The sequence below is a fragment of the Raineya sp. genome, from assembly GCF_053497555.1.
Genome location: NZ_JBRCWE010000104.1, coordinates 12,729 through 27,585, shown reverse-complemented (window position 1 = coordinate 27,585; position 14,857 = coordinate 12,729). Strand labels below are relative to the sequence as shown.

Below are 14,857 nucleotides of genomic sequence, written 5' to 3'. Positions count from 1 at the left end.
ACTTGGGCAAGCGTGGTACTTTGTGGAAAATCGGCGTAGTTGGTGAAGTTTTGTTCAAAATTGTTGTCAGGGTTTTTGTTGTCGGTAAAACGAATTTTTACACTAATATTGATACGGGTTTGTGCCGCCTGCTGATTTGCCCCCGGAGCCAAAGGTACTACTTGATACTCTGTAATATCTCCTTCTACAATGTAGTCGGCTTCCGAGTTGCTAATACGCAGGCGTGAGTTCTGCAAATAGTAAGTTTTAAGGTCTTCGGTGAGTTTTTGAGCCAAATAAGGCGGACCTCCACCGCTCAAATTATTGAAATTTACTACCTGTATCGTTCCGCTTGCCGCCGAGCCAGAAAGCGTGTAATACACGTTTTTGCAACTTACTAAAATCAAAAGCCACCCAATTATCCAAAAACTTTTTTTCATTTGTTTTCCTCAAAAATCTTTCAAATTTACAAAAACAAGAATTATGCCTTTTGTTTTTCTCAAAAAAAATCTCAACATTTGCAAACTATGCTTGCTATCACTATTTTTGCAAGCCCACACATAAATTTAAGTGTTAGAGGTTGGTGTTGAAATTTTAAGGAAAAGCCTAAATAATTGAAAATCAAACCTTTAACTCTTGAACCGCAAAATTTACTAATTTTGGATTACTTCAAACAATAAATTTTCCAGTAGCCTTGAAAAATTTTAGCACATATTCAGAAATTCGTAAAGAATTGCAAGCAGGAAACCTTTCTTGCTTGGAGCTTGTAAATGCCCATTTAGAGCAAATAAATGCTCATAATGCCAATTTGAATGTTTTTTTGAGCGTTTATGCCCAAGAAGCCCAAGAAAGAGCTAAAATAGTTGATGAAAAAATAAAAGCAGGAACTGCGGGTAAGCTGGCAGGTTTGGTAGTAGGTTTGAAAGATGTTATCAGCTATGCCGACCACCCCTTACAAGCCGCTTCCAAAATCTTAAATGGTTTTATTGCTCAATTTTCGGCAACGGTAGTAGAAAGACTTTTAGCCGAAGATGCCATTATTATCGGCAGGCAGAATTGTGATGAATTTGCAATGGGTTCTACCAACGAAAACTCTGCTTTTGGCATTACTCGCAACGCCGCAAATCCCAATCACGTACCCGGAGGCTCATCGGGGGCTTCGGCGGTAGCTGTGCAAGCCAATATGTGTCAAGTTTCTCTTGGCTCCGATACAGGCGGTTCGGTAAGACAGCCCGCCGCTTTTTGTGGCGTATATGGCTTAAAACCTACCTATGGACGTATTTCTCGCTATGGCTTGATAGCCTATGCTTCCTCCTTTGATTGTATTGGTGTTTTTGGCAAAAGCATAGACGATGTAGCTTTGGTTTTGGAAGTAATCGCAGGTGTAGATGACTACGATAGCACTGCCTCGCATACGCCTGTACCTGCATACACGCAAAGCCTGAAATTAAATGAAAAAGTAAAAGTTGCCTACTTACGTGAAAGCCTTGAAAGCGAAGCTATACAACCCGAAATTCGTAAAGCTATGCAAGAAAAAATTGAGTTCTTGCAAAAAGAAGGGCATAGCGTAGAAGCTATTGATTTTCCGCTTTTAGAATACATTTTGCCTACCTATTACATTCTTACTACTGCCGAGGCAAGCTCTAATTTGAGCCGATATGATGGGGTGCGATACGGCTATCGTAGCGAAAAGGTAGAAGACTTGGATAGTCTTTACAAAAAAACACGCTCCGAAGGTTTTGGCAAAGATGTACAAAGGCGTATTATGTTAGGCACTTTTGTACTTAGTGCCAGCTACTATGATGCCTACTACACCAAAGCTCAAAAAGTACGAAGAGTTATCAAAGAGGCTACGGATAGAATTTTTGAAAAATTTGATTTTTGGCTAATGCCTGCGGCTCCAACTACCGCTTTCCCGATAGGAAATTTTGCATCAGACCCACTGCAAATGTTTTTGGCAGATGTTTTCACGGTGCAAGCCAATGTAGTAGGTATTCCTGGACTTGCTATTCCTTGTGGTGCAGATAACAAAGGCTTGCCCGTGGGTTTGCAAATTCTTGCTCACCATTTTCAGGAAGAAAAATTATTAGCCTTTGGTAAATATCTTGCTTCACATTCTTGCTAAAAATATTTTTGCAAGCCAAATTTTTTTTCAATAAGTTTGCTAAAAAATCTTGGCAAAGTATGCAAAAACTCATTTTTATCTTGCTGGTTGTGGGAGCATTTGCTCGCCTGAATGCTCAAAATGTAAGCATTGATAATGGTGCTTTTCCTAATATAAGCATAAGCGTCAGCTCTGAAAAGGCTATCAAGCAAGCAGATGTAAAGATTTTGCAAGCAGGAAAGGAAATTCCTTTTCAGTGGAAAGCCCCTGAAAAAACAACTTCGGCAGGAGCAAAATCCGTATACTTCCTGATAGAAACTTCAGGCTTTACGGCAAATGTTGTAGTGAATAATTGCAAAAAGGGTGTAAGCGATTTTATCAAAAATGCCCCCGAAGGTACTTTTTTCAATGCCTCTTCTTTTTGGAAAGCTGATGCTGATAGCAAAATTCTAAATAATTTGAGTGCTGATTTTACCTCTAACAAGCAAGCTATCGCAGAAGAAATATCACAAAAAGTAAAGCCTGTTGCCGACCCACAGCAACAAGCCGATTTACACAAAGCCATTTACGATGCCATTGATTATGTGAGCAAAACCGCTAATACCCCTCAAAAACAAATTGTAGTGCTTACCGCAGGCGTAAATAAAAGCTATTCACCTATTCGCATTGATGACTGCATAGATAAGGCAAACCAAAGTGGCGTACAAGTATTTTCTTTGGTCTATAAAACGGGCTTTACGTATGCTTTGGATAATCTGAAAAAACTTGCCGATAAAACCTCTGCCAAAAGCATTTTGGTAAGCAGTGCCTCTGAAATTACAGAAAATTTACAAGATTTTTTCAAAACAGAATCTTCTGCCTCTGATGGCGTGCAGATTTATCAAATTTCATTTACGCTACCCAATCCTGATGATTTGAGTGCTTTGGAAATTAGCATTGCAGGAGCAAAACAAGCCCTCAATATTACTAAACCTACGGCTTCCAAAGAAGGTGAAAAGGCTCAAAATGAAAGCAAACCGAATAATAACTTGCTTTATATTGGCATTGCTGTGGCTATTTTAGGAATTGGAGGCTACTTTTTCTATGATAAACAGCAAAAAGCCAAAAAAGAGCAAGAAGAAAAAGAGCGTGCCGCCAAAGCAGAAATGGAACGCCAGCAACAACTTTTTCAGCAAGAACAGCAACGCCTTCAACAGCAACAACAGCAGTTTTTTGCTCAATCTACTACTACGCTCAAAGAACCTGAAAAATTTGACCCCAAGAAAACAATGATTGGCGGTGGTGGCGGAACACCTAAACTTAATGTAGTTGGTGAAAATTTCAGGCAAACCTTTATGCTACATAAACCCACAATGACTATCGGCAGAAAGGAAGGTAACGATATTGTGATACCTATTCAGACCGTTTCGGGTAGCCACGCTATTCTTACCAACGAAGGAGGAAATTGGTTTATTGCCGATAACAATAGTACCAATGGAGTTATTCTCAATGGCAACCGCGTGCAAAAGCATATACTCAAAAACGGAGATGAGATACAACTTGGTGGGGTTTTGATGATGTTTCAGGTCTGAAATTCTACAAAACAAAGGGCAGAAGTCAGGAGAGGCTTCTGCTTTTGATTATTTTTATGATTTATCGCAACAACTTGTCTGAATATTCTAAAAGCAAGGCATTTGTAGGTTCAAGGTTCAAAAAAGTTCAAAGGTTCAAGCGTTCAAAGTTCAAACTATTCAACTTCAAACTTTTCGCTTCCAAACCTTAAAACCTTCTTTTAAGAGTTTTAGACAAGTAACAAGATTAAAATGTACAAGACTTGATTTATTGATTTTCAAACGATATGCTTTCTACCTTCAAACTTCGCTTAAATCCTTTTCTTTTGGCAAATCTTTTTACTTGGGCGGCACTGATTACGCTCAATACCACTTTTTACCTTTTCCTAAGTATTCGTAGCAAAACTTGGGTTGGCGAAATAGATGCTTATTTCAAGGGGGTATTGGAAAATGTTGTGCTACTTATCATTTTTTTCTTTTACCGCTACCGCATTGATAAATTCAGAGAAAAAGAAAGCTCCGAACTGATTGGCAAAGTGTTTTATGTAGGCTTTGTGAGTATAGCTTTGTCTTTGCTGTGGTTTATTGTAATTACTCTGCTTAGAAGAAATTTTTGGGTAGATAATAGCACTCTGCTCAATAGCTTTTACTTGTGGAGTATGTTACTGGCGGTCAATTTCCTGACTTATACCTTTTTTATTTTTCGCATACTCATTTTCCGACAATCGCCCAAATATGTAGTTTGGGTTTGGAATACATTTATCTACATTTTTTTTGCAAGCCTAATTTTTAATTTTTTTGATTTTCCTTTTCAAAGTTTGCCCTACTTGGCTACTTTGGGAACTTTAGTGGCTATTTCATTGCTATTTTGCGTAAATATGCACTGGGTTGCGTATTTGAGTACCCCTGCTAAATTACGTAATATTGGCATTTTGCTCCTGATTAGCCTTTTTGGGGCTTATTTTGCCTACCTCATTTTTTACTATTACAACAAAGGCATAATGCTATATGATATAGGCTTTTCGGTTTATGCAGTAGGTTTGCTTGCTTTTGTGCTGATTTACGCTACTATGGCAATATTAGTGCTATTATTCAATATTCCTACGACTTCGGTGTATAAGAAAAAGATAGAGGAAATTCTTGCTTTTCAGCAACTTACACAATCTTTGCAAGTGGGAAGTTCGGAGCAAGATATTTACCAAGCACTCTTACAAAATGCTTTGCAAGTAACTCAAGCCGATGCGGGCTTTCTGGAAATTAAGGCAAATAACCAGCTTATTGCTTTGGCAATGGAAGATAGTGATGCTCGGCTTATTCGCAATGCCCTCAAAGATAAAATTGCTGACTATGAGCAAATTGATAACCTGATGCTTTTGGAAGAGGCTATGCAGGGATATGGTTCGGTAATGATAAAAACGCTTTACAGCAGAAAGAAAGAAGTTTTAGGCAAAATAATTCTTTTGAAAGTTCAGGAAGAAGGTTTCAATAGCGAACACCAAGACTTGCTGGAAACCTTTGGAAAGCAGGCAAGTATTAGTATTGAGAACTATCAACTTTTAGGGCAAGTAATTGAAAAGGAAAAATTACAACAGGAGCTAGATATTGCTGAAAAAGTGCAGAAAAGTCTGCTTCCTAAAAATCTGCAATTTCACGAAAGCATTGAAATTTTCGGTTTTTCGGAATCTGCCAAATCGGTGGGGGGAGATTATTACGATATTTTCAAAGTTTCGCCGCATAGAGCTTATATCGTGATTGGAGATGTTTCGGGCAAAGGCACCAGTGCCGCTTTTAATATGGCACAGATGAAAGGCATTTTTCAGAGTTTGGCACAATTGGATATGTCGCCAGAGTATTTCTTGCTATACGCCAATCAAGCTGTTTCGCAATGTTTTGAAAAAGCCTCTTTCATTACCATAACTTTGCTTTTGGTAGATACCGAAAAGAAAACACTTACAATGGCGAGGGCAGGGCATTGTCCTACGCTTTACTACAATGCACAAACCCAAATCGCTGACTATATTCAAGATAAAGGGTTGGGCTTAGGCATTATGCGTAACAAAGCCTATACCAAATTTATTGCTACTACGCAAATGTCCTATAATACTGGCGATATTATTTTCTTATACACCGATGGTATCAGCGAAGCTAAGAATTCGCAAGAAGAGGAGTACGGCTATGAGCGTCTGAAAGATTTTTTCGCTCAAAATATTCATTTGCCCATAGATGTACTGCAAACCCGCCTTATTGAAAACGTGAGGGAATTTTCACAAGGTCTGCCCCCTTATGATGACTATACTTGCATGATTATGCGTTTTGTGTAAAGGTTTTTCCCTTAAAATTCCGTTTTTACAAAAAAACAAAATTGGGGAGGTAGAATGAAAGCAATGATGTCGCTTTGAGCGGCATCATCGCTTGCTACGTATAATTTCAAGAAAAATACAAACGAATATACAAGCAAAAACCCTTCATACGTGCAGTATGAAGGGTTTTTCGTAGCGAGGAGGGGAATTGAACCCCTGACCTTCGGGTTATGAATCCGACGCTCTAACCACCTGAGCTACCTCGCCAGAAAGAGAAGTGATTCCGACAGGAATCGAACCTGTAACCTACTGCTTAGAAGGCAGTTGCTCTATCCAGTTGAGCTACGGAACCGGTTAGCTACTTTTCAGTAGCCTTTGAATTGGGTGCAAAGGTAAATGTTTTATCGCAAAATAGCAAATTATTTCCCAACTTTTTCAATCAAATCGGCGATACGATGCGAGTAACCTGCTTCGTTATCGTACCAACCTACTACTTTTACCAAATTGCCCATTACGGCAGTCATTTGAGCATCAAAAATGCAAGAGTGCGTATCGCCTACAATATCAATAGAAACAATAGGCTCATCGGTATAAGCTAGAATGCCTTTCAGGCTTGTTTCGGCGGCTTGTTTCATAGCCTGATTGATTTCGGCAATCGTGGCAGGCTTTTTAAGTACCGCTACCAAATCGGTAAGCGAGCCATCAGGAATAGGCACACGCATAGCAACGCCATCCAGCTTTCCTTTCAGATGTGGCAATACCAAGCCTACTGCTTTGGCGGCACCTGTGGAAGTAGGTACAATAGAATAAGCGGCGGCTCGGGCTCTGCGTAAATCTTTGTGAGGAGCATCTTGCAGATTTTGGTCGGCGGTGTAGGCGTGAATAGTAGTAATATAGCCCGACTCAATGCCAAACACATCATCAAGAACTTTTGCCATAGGAGCAAGGCAGTTAGTAGTACAAGAGGCGTTGGAGATAATGGTTTCCTTGCCTGTCAGGATATGGTCATTAACACCCAAAACTACCGTAGGGATATTGCCTGTTGCGGGGGCAGAAATAATTACTTTTTTTGCACCTGCCGCAATGTGTCCGCCTGCACCTGCTTCGTCTGTAAATCTACCTGTGGATTCCAAAACTACTTCTACGCCTAAATTTGACCAAGGCAGATTTTTAGGGTCTTTTTCGGCATACACACGAATTTTTTGTCCGTTGATAATTAAATTTTCAGCATCATAGCTTACTTCACCTGCAAATTTCCCGTGTACCGAGTCGTATTTGAGCAGGTGAGCCAAGGTTTTGGTATCGGTCAGGTCATTGATAGCAACCACTTCCAAGTTTTCTTTTTTGAGCATTGCTCTGAACGAAAGCCTGCCAATGCGTCCAAAGCCATTGATAGCAACTTTTATTTTTGACATTTTCGTAATAGCTTAAAATGTGGAACATCTGAAAAATTGCCCGCAATATTACTAAAAAATTGATTTGCAAAAAACCTATTTTGTAAAAAAACAAATCTGCCTACCCCAAATAAAAGCAATAACACCACTTGGAGTGATGTTATTGCTTGTTTTTTAGGGCTACAAAGATTTGATTTCTACTCTTCGGTTAGCGGCTCTTTGCTCGGGGGTGCGGTTGGCGGCTTTTATATCGGTAGAGCCATCTTTGGGGCGTTCATCGCCAAAGCCAATAGCGGTAATTCTTTCAGGTTTGATACCCTTTTTCACCAAATAATTCTTGATAGCATTGGCTCTGCGTTGCGAAAGTTGCTTGTTGGCTTGTTTGTTACCTACGTTATCGGTATGTCCTTCTACCTGAATTTTCGCCTCGTTGTATTTTATCATCAATTGAGCAAGTTCATCAAGCATAGGGAAAGACTGACGCTTGATAGTAGCCTTTCCTGTTTCAAACTGAATTTCACGGGCAATAGCGGCAAGTTTATCTTCCTCAATTTTATTGGCGGGGCAACCTTTGTTATCTTTTAAGCCGGGTACATCGGGGCAGGCATCGTCTTTATCTGCCACGCCGTCTGCGTCTTTATCAGGGCAACCCTGCAACTCACGCAAGCCTGCTTCGCGAGGGCAAGAGTCATCTTTATCGGGTAAGCCATCGCCATCGGTATCAGGACAACCTTGGAACTGGGCAAGTCCTGCTTCATTAGGGCAGGCATCATCTTTATCAGGGATTTTATCGCCATCGGTATCGGGGCAACCTTGAAATTCACGTAAGCCGGGCTGGTCGGGGCAGAGGTCGTTTTTATCAATGATTTTATCGCCGTCTCTATCGGCACAGCCCTGAAATTCAGCAATCCCTGCTTCATCGGGGCAGGCGTCGTCGGCATCAGCAATGCCGTCATTATCTCTATCCGGACAGCCGCCCACGCTACCTGAAGCCCCTGGACATTTATCCTTTTTATCGCTCACACCGTCGCCATCGCTATCTTTGGGACGCTTTTTGTTGAAAATTGGCAAGTTCAAACCTGCATAAAAATTTGCACCGCTGGCTTTTTCGCTGAAAAGCGTGCCAATGATATTGTCTGAACCTACAAATAAATATGCCAAACGAAGCGATAGACCTACATTAAAATTGCTAAAATTTTCACTCAACATCACGGGTAGTGCAAACTCTAAAAGGCGACTCTCGTATCGTGGCGTAATGCCTACGAAAGAGGCTTGGTGCATACCAATAGCACTTTTTCGCCGCAAACTTTGTCCGTAAGTAAGATTAGCATAGAGTTTATTAGCCAGTTTGTAGTCAAAGGTAGCAAAAAGCATTGTAGGGAGGGTAGTTTTGTAAGGAGCAGTAATTTGCGTGAGGTTTGCCCCCAAATCTTTTGCCAAACTATCGGGTTGGGTTACATCAAAGCGTTTTACGATAGTGAGCGTATTACGATTGATAGAGTAAAAACGCGAGTCTTGCAGTTTGTAAGTGATGCCACCAATATCCATCAAAGAAAGTCCCACTCGGTACTTGTAGGTAATCATACGGTGGTCGGTACGAGTTTCGCCGTCCATTTGGTATTTGTTTTCATTAGGGTCGGGGCGAAACTCATAAGAAATACCTATATCTGCTCCAAAACCATTCGCAAGTCTGCCCTGAAAAACATCTTGGGGGCTATCAAAGTCTGCAAAACGAGGGTCGCTATAACCAATCGTAATTTCCCCCTTTTCCATATTGTAATAATCGTTATCATCAATGAAAAAATCTACATTTTTTCCTTGAATAGTTAGCCCGCCAAAACCTTGTAAATATTTCAGTGTAGCTCCTGCTTTCAAATAGTGGCTACCTTCGCTCCAAAGAGTGCGAGCAAAGCTGGCTCGGTATTCTGCCAAAGCATTGATGTTCACATTCCCACGGGCATCTTTAAAAAGTTGGTTACGATATACATCGGAAAAGTTTTCGCCTTCAAAACGTGCCAGCGTGTAGATATTTTGCGAGACATCAGTGGCATTGATAAGAAAGCGAGGACGTAAGCCAAAGGCAATGCTATTTTTTTCATTGAGCCTGATTAAAAAATTAAGAAAACGAAAATCTACGCCTTGTCCAAAGAAATTTCCGTTGCTTCTTTCAATCATTTTGCTTACTTTGAAATTATCATAGCCTTGTAATAAAGTAAGTACTTTTTGCCCCGATTGAAAGTAGTTGTTGGCTACGTAAAAATCCAAAGTGTAGAAGTTTAGGAAAAAGCGGTGTTTGCTATCGGCAATACTGGCAGGATTGAGAAAAAGTCCGTTGGTGCCTGCATAATTGCTATTGGCAATACCAAGCAGGTTTTGAGCATTAGCCCAATGCAAAAAACCTATCAAAAGCAATGAAAGTAAGTAGTTTTTCTTCATAATGCTATGGTTTTGAGTTTGAAAAATACAATTTACAAGTGTAAAGTTACACAATTTTTTACAAACAAGCCAAAAAACTTTCTCTTGCTGTGGGGGTGTCAGGGCTTAAAAAAATAAGCGGCAAAATCTTTTTCATAGACTTCGCCGCTTATTTTTGGAAGGTAAAATTTTGGGAAACTATCTTTTATTCAAACTTCCTGCCTCTTTTTTTACTTGCTTGCTGTTACTTCGGTGGCTTTATGTACTTTTAGCTCAAAAACATAGTTTTGCAGTGCTTTGATTTGTTGAGGTCTTTTAAGGGGAGCTATCAAGTTGCGTTGGGGCAGGATAATTTGCTTTTCAGGTTTTTGGGCGATGGTAGCACTATCAATGAGAGCTTTGATGTGTTTTGCTTTGATAGCAAAAGCCGCTCCTTCTTGCAGGGTATGCTTACGATTGATAACCCCAATCAAAAAGCCTTTTTCATCAAAAAGTGGGGCACCGCTATTGCCTGGGTTCACGGGCACAGAAATTTGATACTCCAAACTATCGCCTTCAAAACCTGTACGAGCCGAGATTTCCCCTTTACCATACACCATATCTTCGCGTGGATAGGCAAGCGTAAAAACTTCCTCACCCAAATCTGCTTCCAAACGTAAGGCATAGGGCAAATTCCTGAAACCTCGGAAAGTGCTATCTTCTATTTTCAGCACTGCCAAATCGGTTTTTTCATCTTTGTAGAAAAGTGTTACCCGATAGCGTTGGAGAGAATCTTGCTTGCTTTCTGCAAAAATGGCATCGGCATCTTTTACAGCGTGATAGTTGGTAAGCAAATAGCCACTAGCAGAAATTACAAAAGCAGTAGCGGTATGGTCTATGGGTTGGGTGTTATTTTCTTTTTCTGTTTTTGCTTCCAAATTATTCTGACGCTTTTTTACATCATCAATATCTTTTTTGAGCGAACGGAAATAAGCAGTTTGCTTATCTTCTAACTGATTGAGATTTTTTACATTCCAAAGCACCCCAACGGCGGTCAGAATGGCGACTGAAGCCGCTACTGCCATTGTAGCAAAATGCTTTTTCCAAAAATTTTGAATAATAGGGTGTTTGTAGAAAACCCAAGCCTTGTGCTTGTCCAAATCTTTATGAAATAGGTTCATTTGAGCTTTTAACTGCTCACGTTGAGCCATTTGGGCAAGGGTTTCCATTAAAAATTTATGCTCCTCTACTTCTTGGGCAAAGGCAGGCTCATTTTGCATTTTAGCCTCAAAATCGCTCAAATCGTTGCCTTCCAATTTGCCTGCAAGGTATCTTTCAATCCATTCGTATTTTTGTTGCAAACTCATAGTCGTACAATTTCAAAAATAATCCAAACTACACACTACTCACTACTCATTACTCTGTACTCATTACTCATTACTCAAACTTTTTATATCGTTCAAAAAAGAGTTTTTTCAGCCTTACCAGACACTTGTATTTTTGGTTTTTAGCATTATCGGCATTGGTGTAACCCATTTTTTCGGCAATATCTTGCATACTCAGCCCGCTTACATAAAAATCTTTGAGGAGTGTTCGGCAGGGTTCGCCGAGTTGTTCCATAGCGGTTGCCATTGCCCCGAGTTTTTGCTCATTTTCCTCTATGCCAAGTTCGTCTTCTTCCAAAGGCAAAAAACTTTCAAAATCTTCTAATTTGCCAAAATATTTGCCTTTTTCGCGTAAGCGTTTGAGCCACAATTTTCTGCAAACCGAATACAAAAAAGTTTTAATTTGGCAGGTAAGCAGAAAATGCTCTTGTCGGAGTTTTTCGTACAAAATAATAACAGCCTCTTGATAGAGGTCTTTGGCGTCTTGGTCGGTGCCGTTGTTTTGAATAATAAAGTGCAAAATGGCAGGATAGTGTTGCTTGTAGATAATTTCCAGAGCTTTACTATCGCCTTGCCGAAGTGCCGAAATAATATCTGCTTCTGAGTGTTGCAAAGCCTCGTTCATTTGAGCCTTGATTGAAAGCAGAAATTTAGACATTGCACTTGTATTTTCAAAATCTTGCCCGAAATTTTCTTTTAATACCCATTTTACACAAAAGTAACCTTTGGGAAAGCTAAAAATTTGATTTTGTGTAAGGTTAGCTTGGAAAATTAGCTATATTTGCCCAAAATCTTTTTGGTTTCATTAAATTTTAGCGTTATGGCATACAATTTATTAGCAGGTAAAAAAGGAATTATTACAGGTGCATTAGACGAAAAATCTATTGCTTGGCAAGTGGCTCTCAAAGCCAAAGCCGAAGGAGCTACTTTTGTGCTTTCCAATGCTCCTGTGGCATTGCGTATGGGTAAAATCAATGAACTTGCCCAGCATTGCCAAGCCGAAGTGATTGGGGCTGATGCCACTTCGGTAGAAGATATTGAAAACCTTTACAAAAAGGCAATGGAGGTTTTGGGTGGAAAAATTGATTTCGTGTTACATTCTATCGGAATGAGCCCGAATGTACGCAAGGGCAAAGCCTATGGCGATTTGAATTATGAGTGGTTTTTGAAAACCTTGGATATTTCGGCGATTTCTTTTCATAAAATGTTGCAGGTAGCCGAAAAATTAGATGCCCTAAACGAATATGCTTCGGTAGTGGCATTAAGCTATATTGCCGCCCAACGTACTTTCCCCGATTATTCGGATATGGCACAAGCCAAAGCATTATTGGAGTCTATTGCTCGCAGTTATGGGGAGCGTTATGGAAGGCTCAAAAAAGTGCGTATCAATACGATTTCACAATCTCCTACCAAAACTACCGCAGGAACAGGTGTTTCGGGTTTTGATGCCTTCTTTGAGTATGCCAATATGATGTCGCCTTTGGGTAATGCCCCCGCCGAAGCCTGTGCAGATTACTGCATTACGCTCTTTTCCGACCTTACACGTTACGTAACAATGCAGAACCTCTACCACGATGGTGGCTTTTCATCTATGGGTATTTCGCCCGAAATCGTTGGAAAAATGCAACCTTGATAATATTTCTCAAGCGATAAAATTATACAAAATTGTCGCTTGGGTTGTCTTTATCTCCATATCAATACTTGTATAGTTTTCTGGGCTTTATTAGGACAATGAAAATTCCAAGAGATAAAAAAATACTTCTTTATTGCATTTTAATAGGCATACTCATTGGTTTTTCAATTTATGAATGGTTACAATCAAGTTTTTCTGTTAAAAGTTTTCTAGCTCTTTGTGTAACGACTTTTTCCTTAATTTTGGGTTTGTTCCACACTATTTTATTTGAGAAAAACCAAGCTAAGTAATGCGATATTTTAATTAAGTTTGGAGTTCAAGACATTGAGGACTTCAGCTTTCATTCATTTTTTATATGAGGTTGTTTAGGAATGTGTAGCGATGATGTCGCTATGAGCGACATCATCGCTTGCACTCATCTGTAAGACTTGTGAAATAGAGATATTTTCTTTTAATTCTAAAATAATGTGATTGGTTGGATAGAAGGGAGTATTTGCCAATTTGTAAGTAAAACTTGTAAATTCAACTTCATTACCAAGTGCGTTTTGTATATCTTGAAAAGCTTGCCTTTTATTTAAATTATTGATAATGAATGTTTTCCCCCCCACCTGTTAATTGTAATCCGCTAATATTCAATGATTTATCAATATTAGCTACTTTTTGTTGAACGGTTTGTACGGAAGTTTTGCTAAAAAAGTACAAAACAACTTGGGTGGTGTCCACTTGCAAGAATATTTGTTTCCCGCCAGAGTAATAATAGTTTTGAGTTTTTGCCGACAAGAAAACAAAAAAGCTAATTAAGAGTAATACCAGTTTTTTCATAAAACTTTAATTTGAAGGATTACAAGAAATAAACGAAACATTTGAAACTACAATTATGGGTTTATTTGATTCATCGCCGTCAGCAGAGAAAGGGTAATATTTCTCTTCCTCTGTTGCAAATCTGGCATTAAAATAAATTACCGTATTAGGTGCTAAGCTCATATCAATTCCTAGTGCTTCTACTACATTATTATAACCACGCCATTGATGATTACTAAATGTGTTTTTTTCCATACTAACAGCCAAACCTCCACCCCAGGAGCGAATCTTCCCAATAACTACACCTTTATAGCACTCCTCTTGCGGGTTGGGGGATTTTTTGTTACAAGCAGTGCTGGCGGCTATCAGCCCAATCGTGGCTAAAAAGCCTAAAACTTTTAGTGTTTGCATAAAATATTTGTTGGTTTATTCCTCACTCACTTACAGGCAGAGGGTTGCTCCTTACTTGGTAAAAATAAAAGAATCTTTGCTAAAATACAAAGGCTTCTACTAGTATTACGTATGCAAGCGGAAAAATGTTTCAAGAAAAGAAAAAAATCAGGGTTGATAGATTACAGGGCTGTTGCTTGCTCCAAGAGTAAGTTAATGGCTGGGTACAAGTGATGAAGTTAGTAAAAAATAGGCAAGTTATTCACTTGCCTTCATTTTATATTTTTTCTTTTACTTGTTCAATAGCTTGGCAGATGTTCTGAAAAATCTCTTCTATATCGCCAATGCCATTGATTTTGCAGAGTTTGCCTTTGCTATGATAATAAGGCAAAACGTGCATCGTTTTGTTGTAGTATTCAAAAATGCGTTTGTTGATTTTCTCTTCTTCATCGTCAGAGCGTCCTTCTATAAGTTTGCGTTTTGCCAAACGCTCCCTTACTTCGTTTTCACTTACGTCAAGAGCTACTACGGCGTGAATGGCAGTGCCACGTTCCTTCATAAATTTATCCAGCATTTCAGCTTGCACTACGGTACGTGGAAATCCGTCAAAAATAAAACCATTTACCTCTGAGTGTGTATCCAAGACTTCTTTCAGCATTGCAATTGTAATCTCATCAGGTACTAAAATGCCGTTGTTGGTGTATTCAACAACTTTTTTTCCGAGTTCGGTTTGCTCTTTGATATGCTTTCGGAACAAATCTCCTGTGGAAATATGAAACAAATTGTATTTGGCGATAAGTTTATCGCTTTGTGTGCCTTTGCCTGCACCCGGCGGACCGAAAATGACTAAATTTAACATTTTTCTGTAAAATTTTGATTTTTGATTAACGCAAAAATAAACTTTAACCAAAATTACACATTTTTCAA

The 14,857-nt window shown here is 39.4% G+C and carries 13 protein-coding genes and 2 tRNA genes; 4 read left to right on the top strand and 11 right to left on the bottom strand.

The genetic code is table 11. The features are described 5' to 3' along the window. Window positions 1-419: LPS assembly lipoprotein LptE (gene lptE / locus ACWITO_RS13325; protein ID WP_448530487.1), on the bottom strand; the 419-nt coding region annotated here is incomplete at its 3' end. Window positions 420-673: 254 nt separating this feature from the next. Between lptE and gatA the strand changes: the two genes are divergently transcribed. The 3 genes from gatA to ACWITO_RS13310 all read left to right on the top strand — a co-directional run bounded on the left by gatA (window position 674) and on the right by ACWITO_RS13310 (window position 5,954). After that, window positions 674-2,104 carry an Asp-tRNA(Asn)/Glu-tRNA(Gln) amidotransferase subunit GatA gene (gene gatA, locus ACWITO_RS13320; protein WP_448530486.1) on the top strand — a complete coding sequence of 477 codons (1,431 nt, stop codon included), beginning with the start codon at window positions 674-676 and terminating at the stop codon, window positions 2,102-2,104. A gap of 59 nt (window positions 2,105-2,163) precedes the next feature. Next, window positions 2,164-3,654: an FHA domain-containing protein gene (locus tag ACWITO_RS13315; protein WP_448530485.1), complete on the top strand. Its 1,491-nt coding sequence runs from the start codon at window positions 2,164-2,166 to the stop codon at window positions 3,652-3,654. Between the two features lie 266 nt (window positions 3,655-3,920). Then, window positions 3,921-5,954, top strand: a complete 2,034-nt coding sequence (locus ACWITO_RS13310) for a GAF domain-containing SpoIIE family protein phosphatase (RefSeq protein ID WP_448530484.1) — start codon at window positions 3,921-3,923, stop codon at window positions 5,952-5,954. 172 nt (window positions 5,955-6,126) lie between these two features. Here the strand turns inward: ACWITO_RS13310 and ACWITO_RS13305 are convergent. The 6 genes from ACWITO_RS13305 to ACWITO_RS13280 all read right to left on the bottom strand — a co-directional run bounded on the left by ACWITO_RS13305 (window position 6,127) and on the right by ACWITO_RS13280 (window position 11,764). After that, window positions 6,127-6,200 (bottom strand) — tRNA-Met (locus ACWITO_RS13305). An 11-nt stretch (window positions 6,201-6,211) separates the two neighbouring features. Continuing rightward, a tRNA-Arg gene (locus tag ACWITO_RS13300) sits at window positions 6,212-6,285 on the bottom strand. A gap of 67 nt (window positions 6,286-6,352) precedes the next feature. Next, a complete protein-coding gene (gap, locus tag ACWITO_RS13295) occupies window positions 6,353-7,348 on the bottom strand; it encodes a type I glyceraldehyde-3-phosphate dehydrogenase (protein WP_448530483.1) in 996 nt (331 codons plus the stop codon). A 159-nt stretch (window positions 7,349-7,507) separates the two neighbouring features. Continuing rightward, window positions 7,508-9,763 (bottom strand): DUF5723 family protein, encoded by a 2,256-nt coding sequence (locus ACWITO_RS13290; RefSeq protein ID WP_448530482.1) that lies wholly within the window; start codon window positions 9,761-9,763, stop codon window positions 7,508-7,510. A gap of 209 nt (window positions 9,764-9,972) precedes the next feature. Next, window positions 9,973-11,088 (bottom strand): S1C family serine protease, encoded by a 1,116-nt coding sequence (locus ACWITO_RS13285; RefSeq protein ID WP_448530481.1) that lies wholly within the window; start codon window positions 11,086-11,088, stop codon window positions 9,973-9,975. 70 nt (window positions 11,089-11,158) lie between these two features. Continuing rightward, window positions 11,159-11,764 (bottom strand): RNA polymerase sigma factor, encoded by a 606-nt coding sequence (locus ACWITO_RS13280; RefSeq protein ID WP_448530480.1) that lies wholly within the window; start codon window positions 11,762-11,764, stop codon window positions 11,159-11,161. A 162-nt stretch (window positions 11,765-11,926) separates the two neighbouring features. Here ACWITO_RS13280 and ACWITO_RS13275 point away from each other — a divergent pair, with 162 nt between their 5' ends. Continuing rightward, window positions 11,927-12,739, top strand: a complete 813-nt coding sequence (locus tag ACWITO_RS13275) for an enoyl-ACP reductase FabI (RefSeq protein ID WP_448530479.1) — start codon at window positions 11,927-11,929, stop codon at window positions 12,737-12,739. Window positions 12,740-13,104: 365 nt separating this feature from the next. Here the strand turns inward: ACWITO_RS13275 and ACWITO_RS13270 are convergent, their stop codons facing one another. The 4 genes from ACWITO_RS13270 to ACWITO_RS13255 all read right to left on the bottom strand — a co-directional run bounded on the left by ACWITO_RS13270 (window position 13,105) and on the right by ACWITO_RS13255 (window position 14,789). After that, entirely contained in the window at window positions 13,105-13,239 is a 135-nt protein-coding gene (locus tag ACWITO_RS13270) for a hypothetical protein (RefSeq protein WP_448530478.1), read from the bottom strand. Between the two features lie 79 nt (window positions 13,240-13,318). Next, the gene (locus ACWITO_RS13265; protein ID WP_448530477.1) at window positions 13,319-13,561 is read right to left on the bottom strand and encodes a hypothetical protein; all 243 of its coding nucleotides are present in this window, start codon (window positions 13,559-13,561) and stop codon (window positions 13,319-13,321) included. Window positions 13,562-13,567: 6 nt separating this feature from the next. Beyond that, window positions 13,568-13,951, bottom strand: coding sequence for a hypothetical protein (locus ACWITO_RS13260; RefSeq protein ID WP_448530476.1), 384 nt, complete (start codon window positions 13,949-13,951; stop codon window positions 13,568-13,570). A gap of 256 nt (window positions 13,952-14,207) precedes the next feature. Next, the gene (locus tag ACWITO_RS13255) at window positions 14,208-14,789 is read right to left on the bottom strand and encodes an adenylate kinase (protein ID WP_448530475.1); all 582 of its coding nucleotides are present in this window, start codon (window positions 14,787-14,789) and stop codon (window positions 14,208-14,210) included. Window positions 14,790-14,857: the final 68 nt, after the last annotated feature.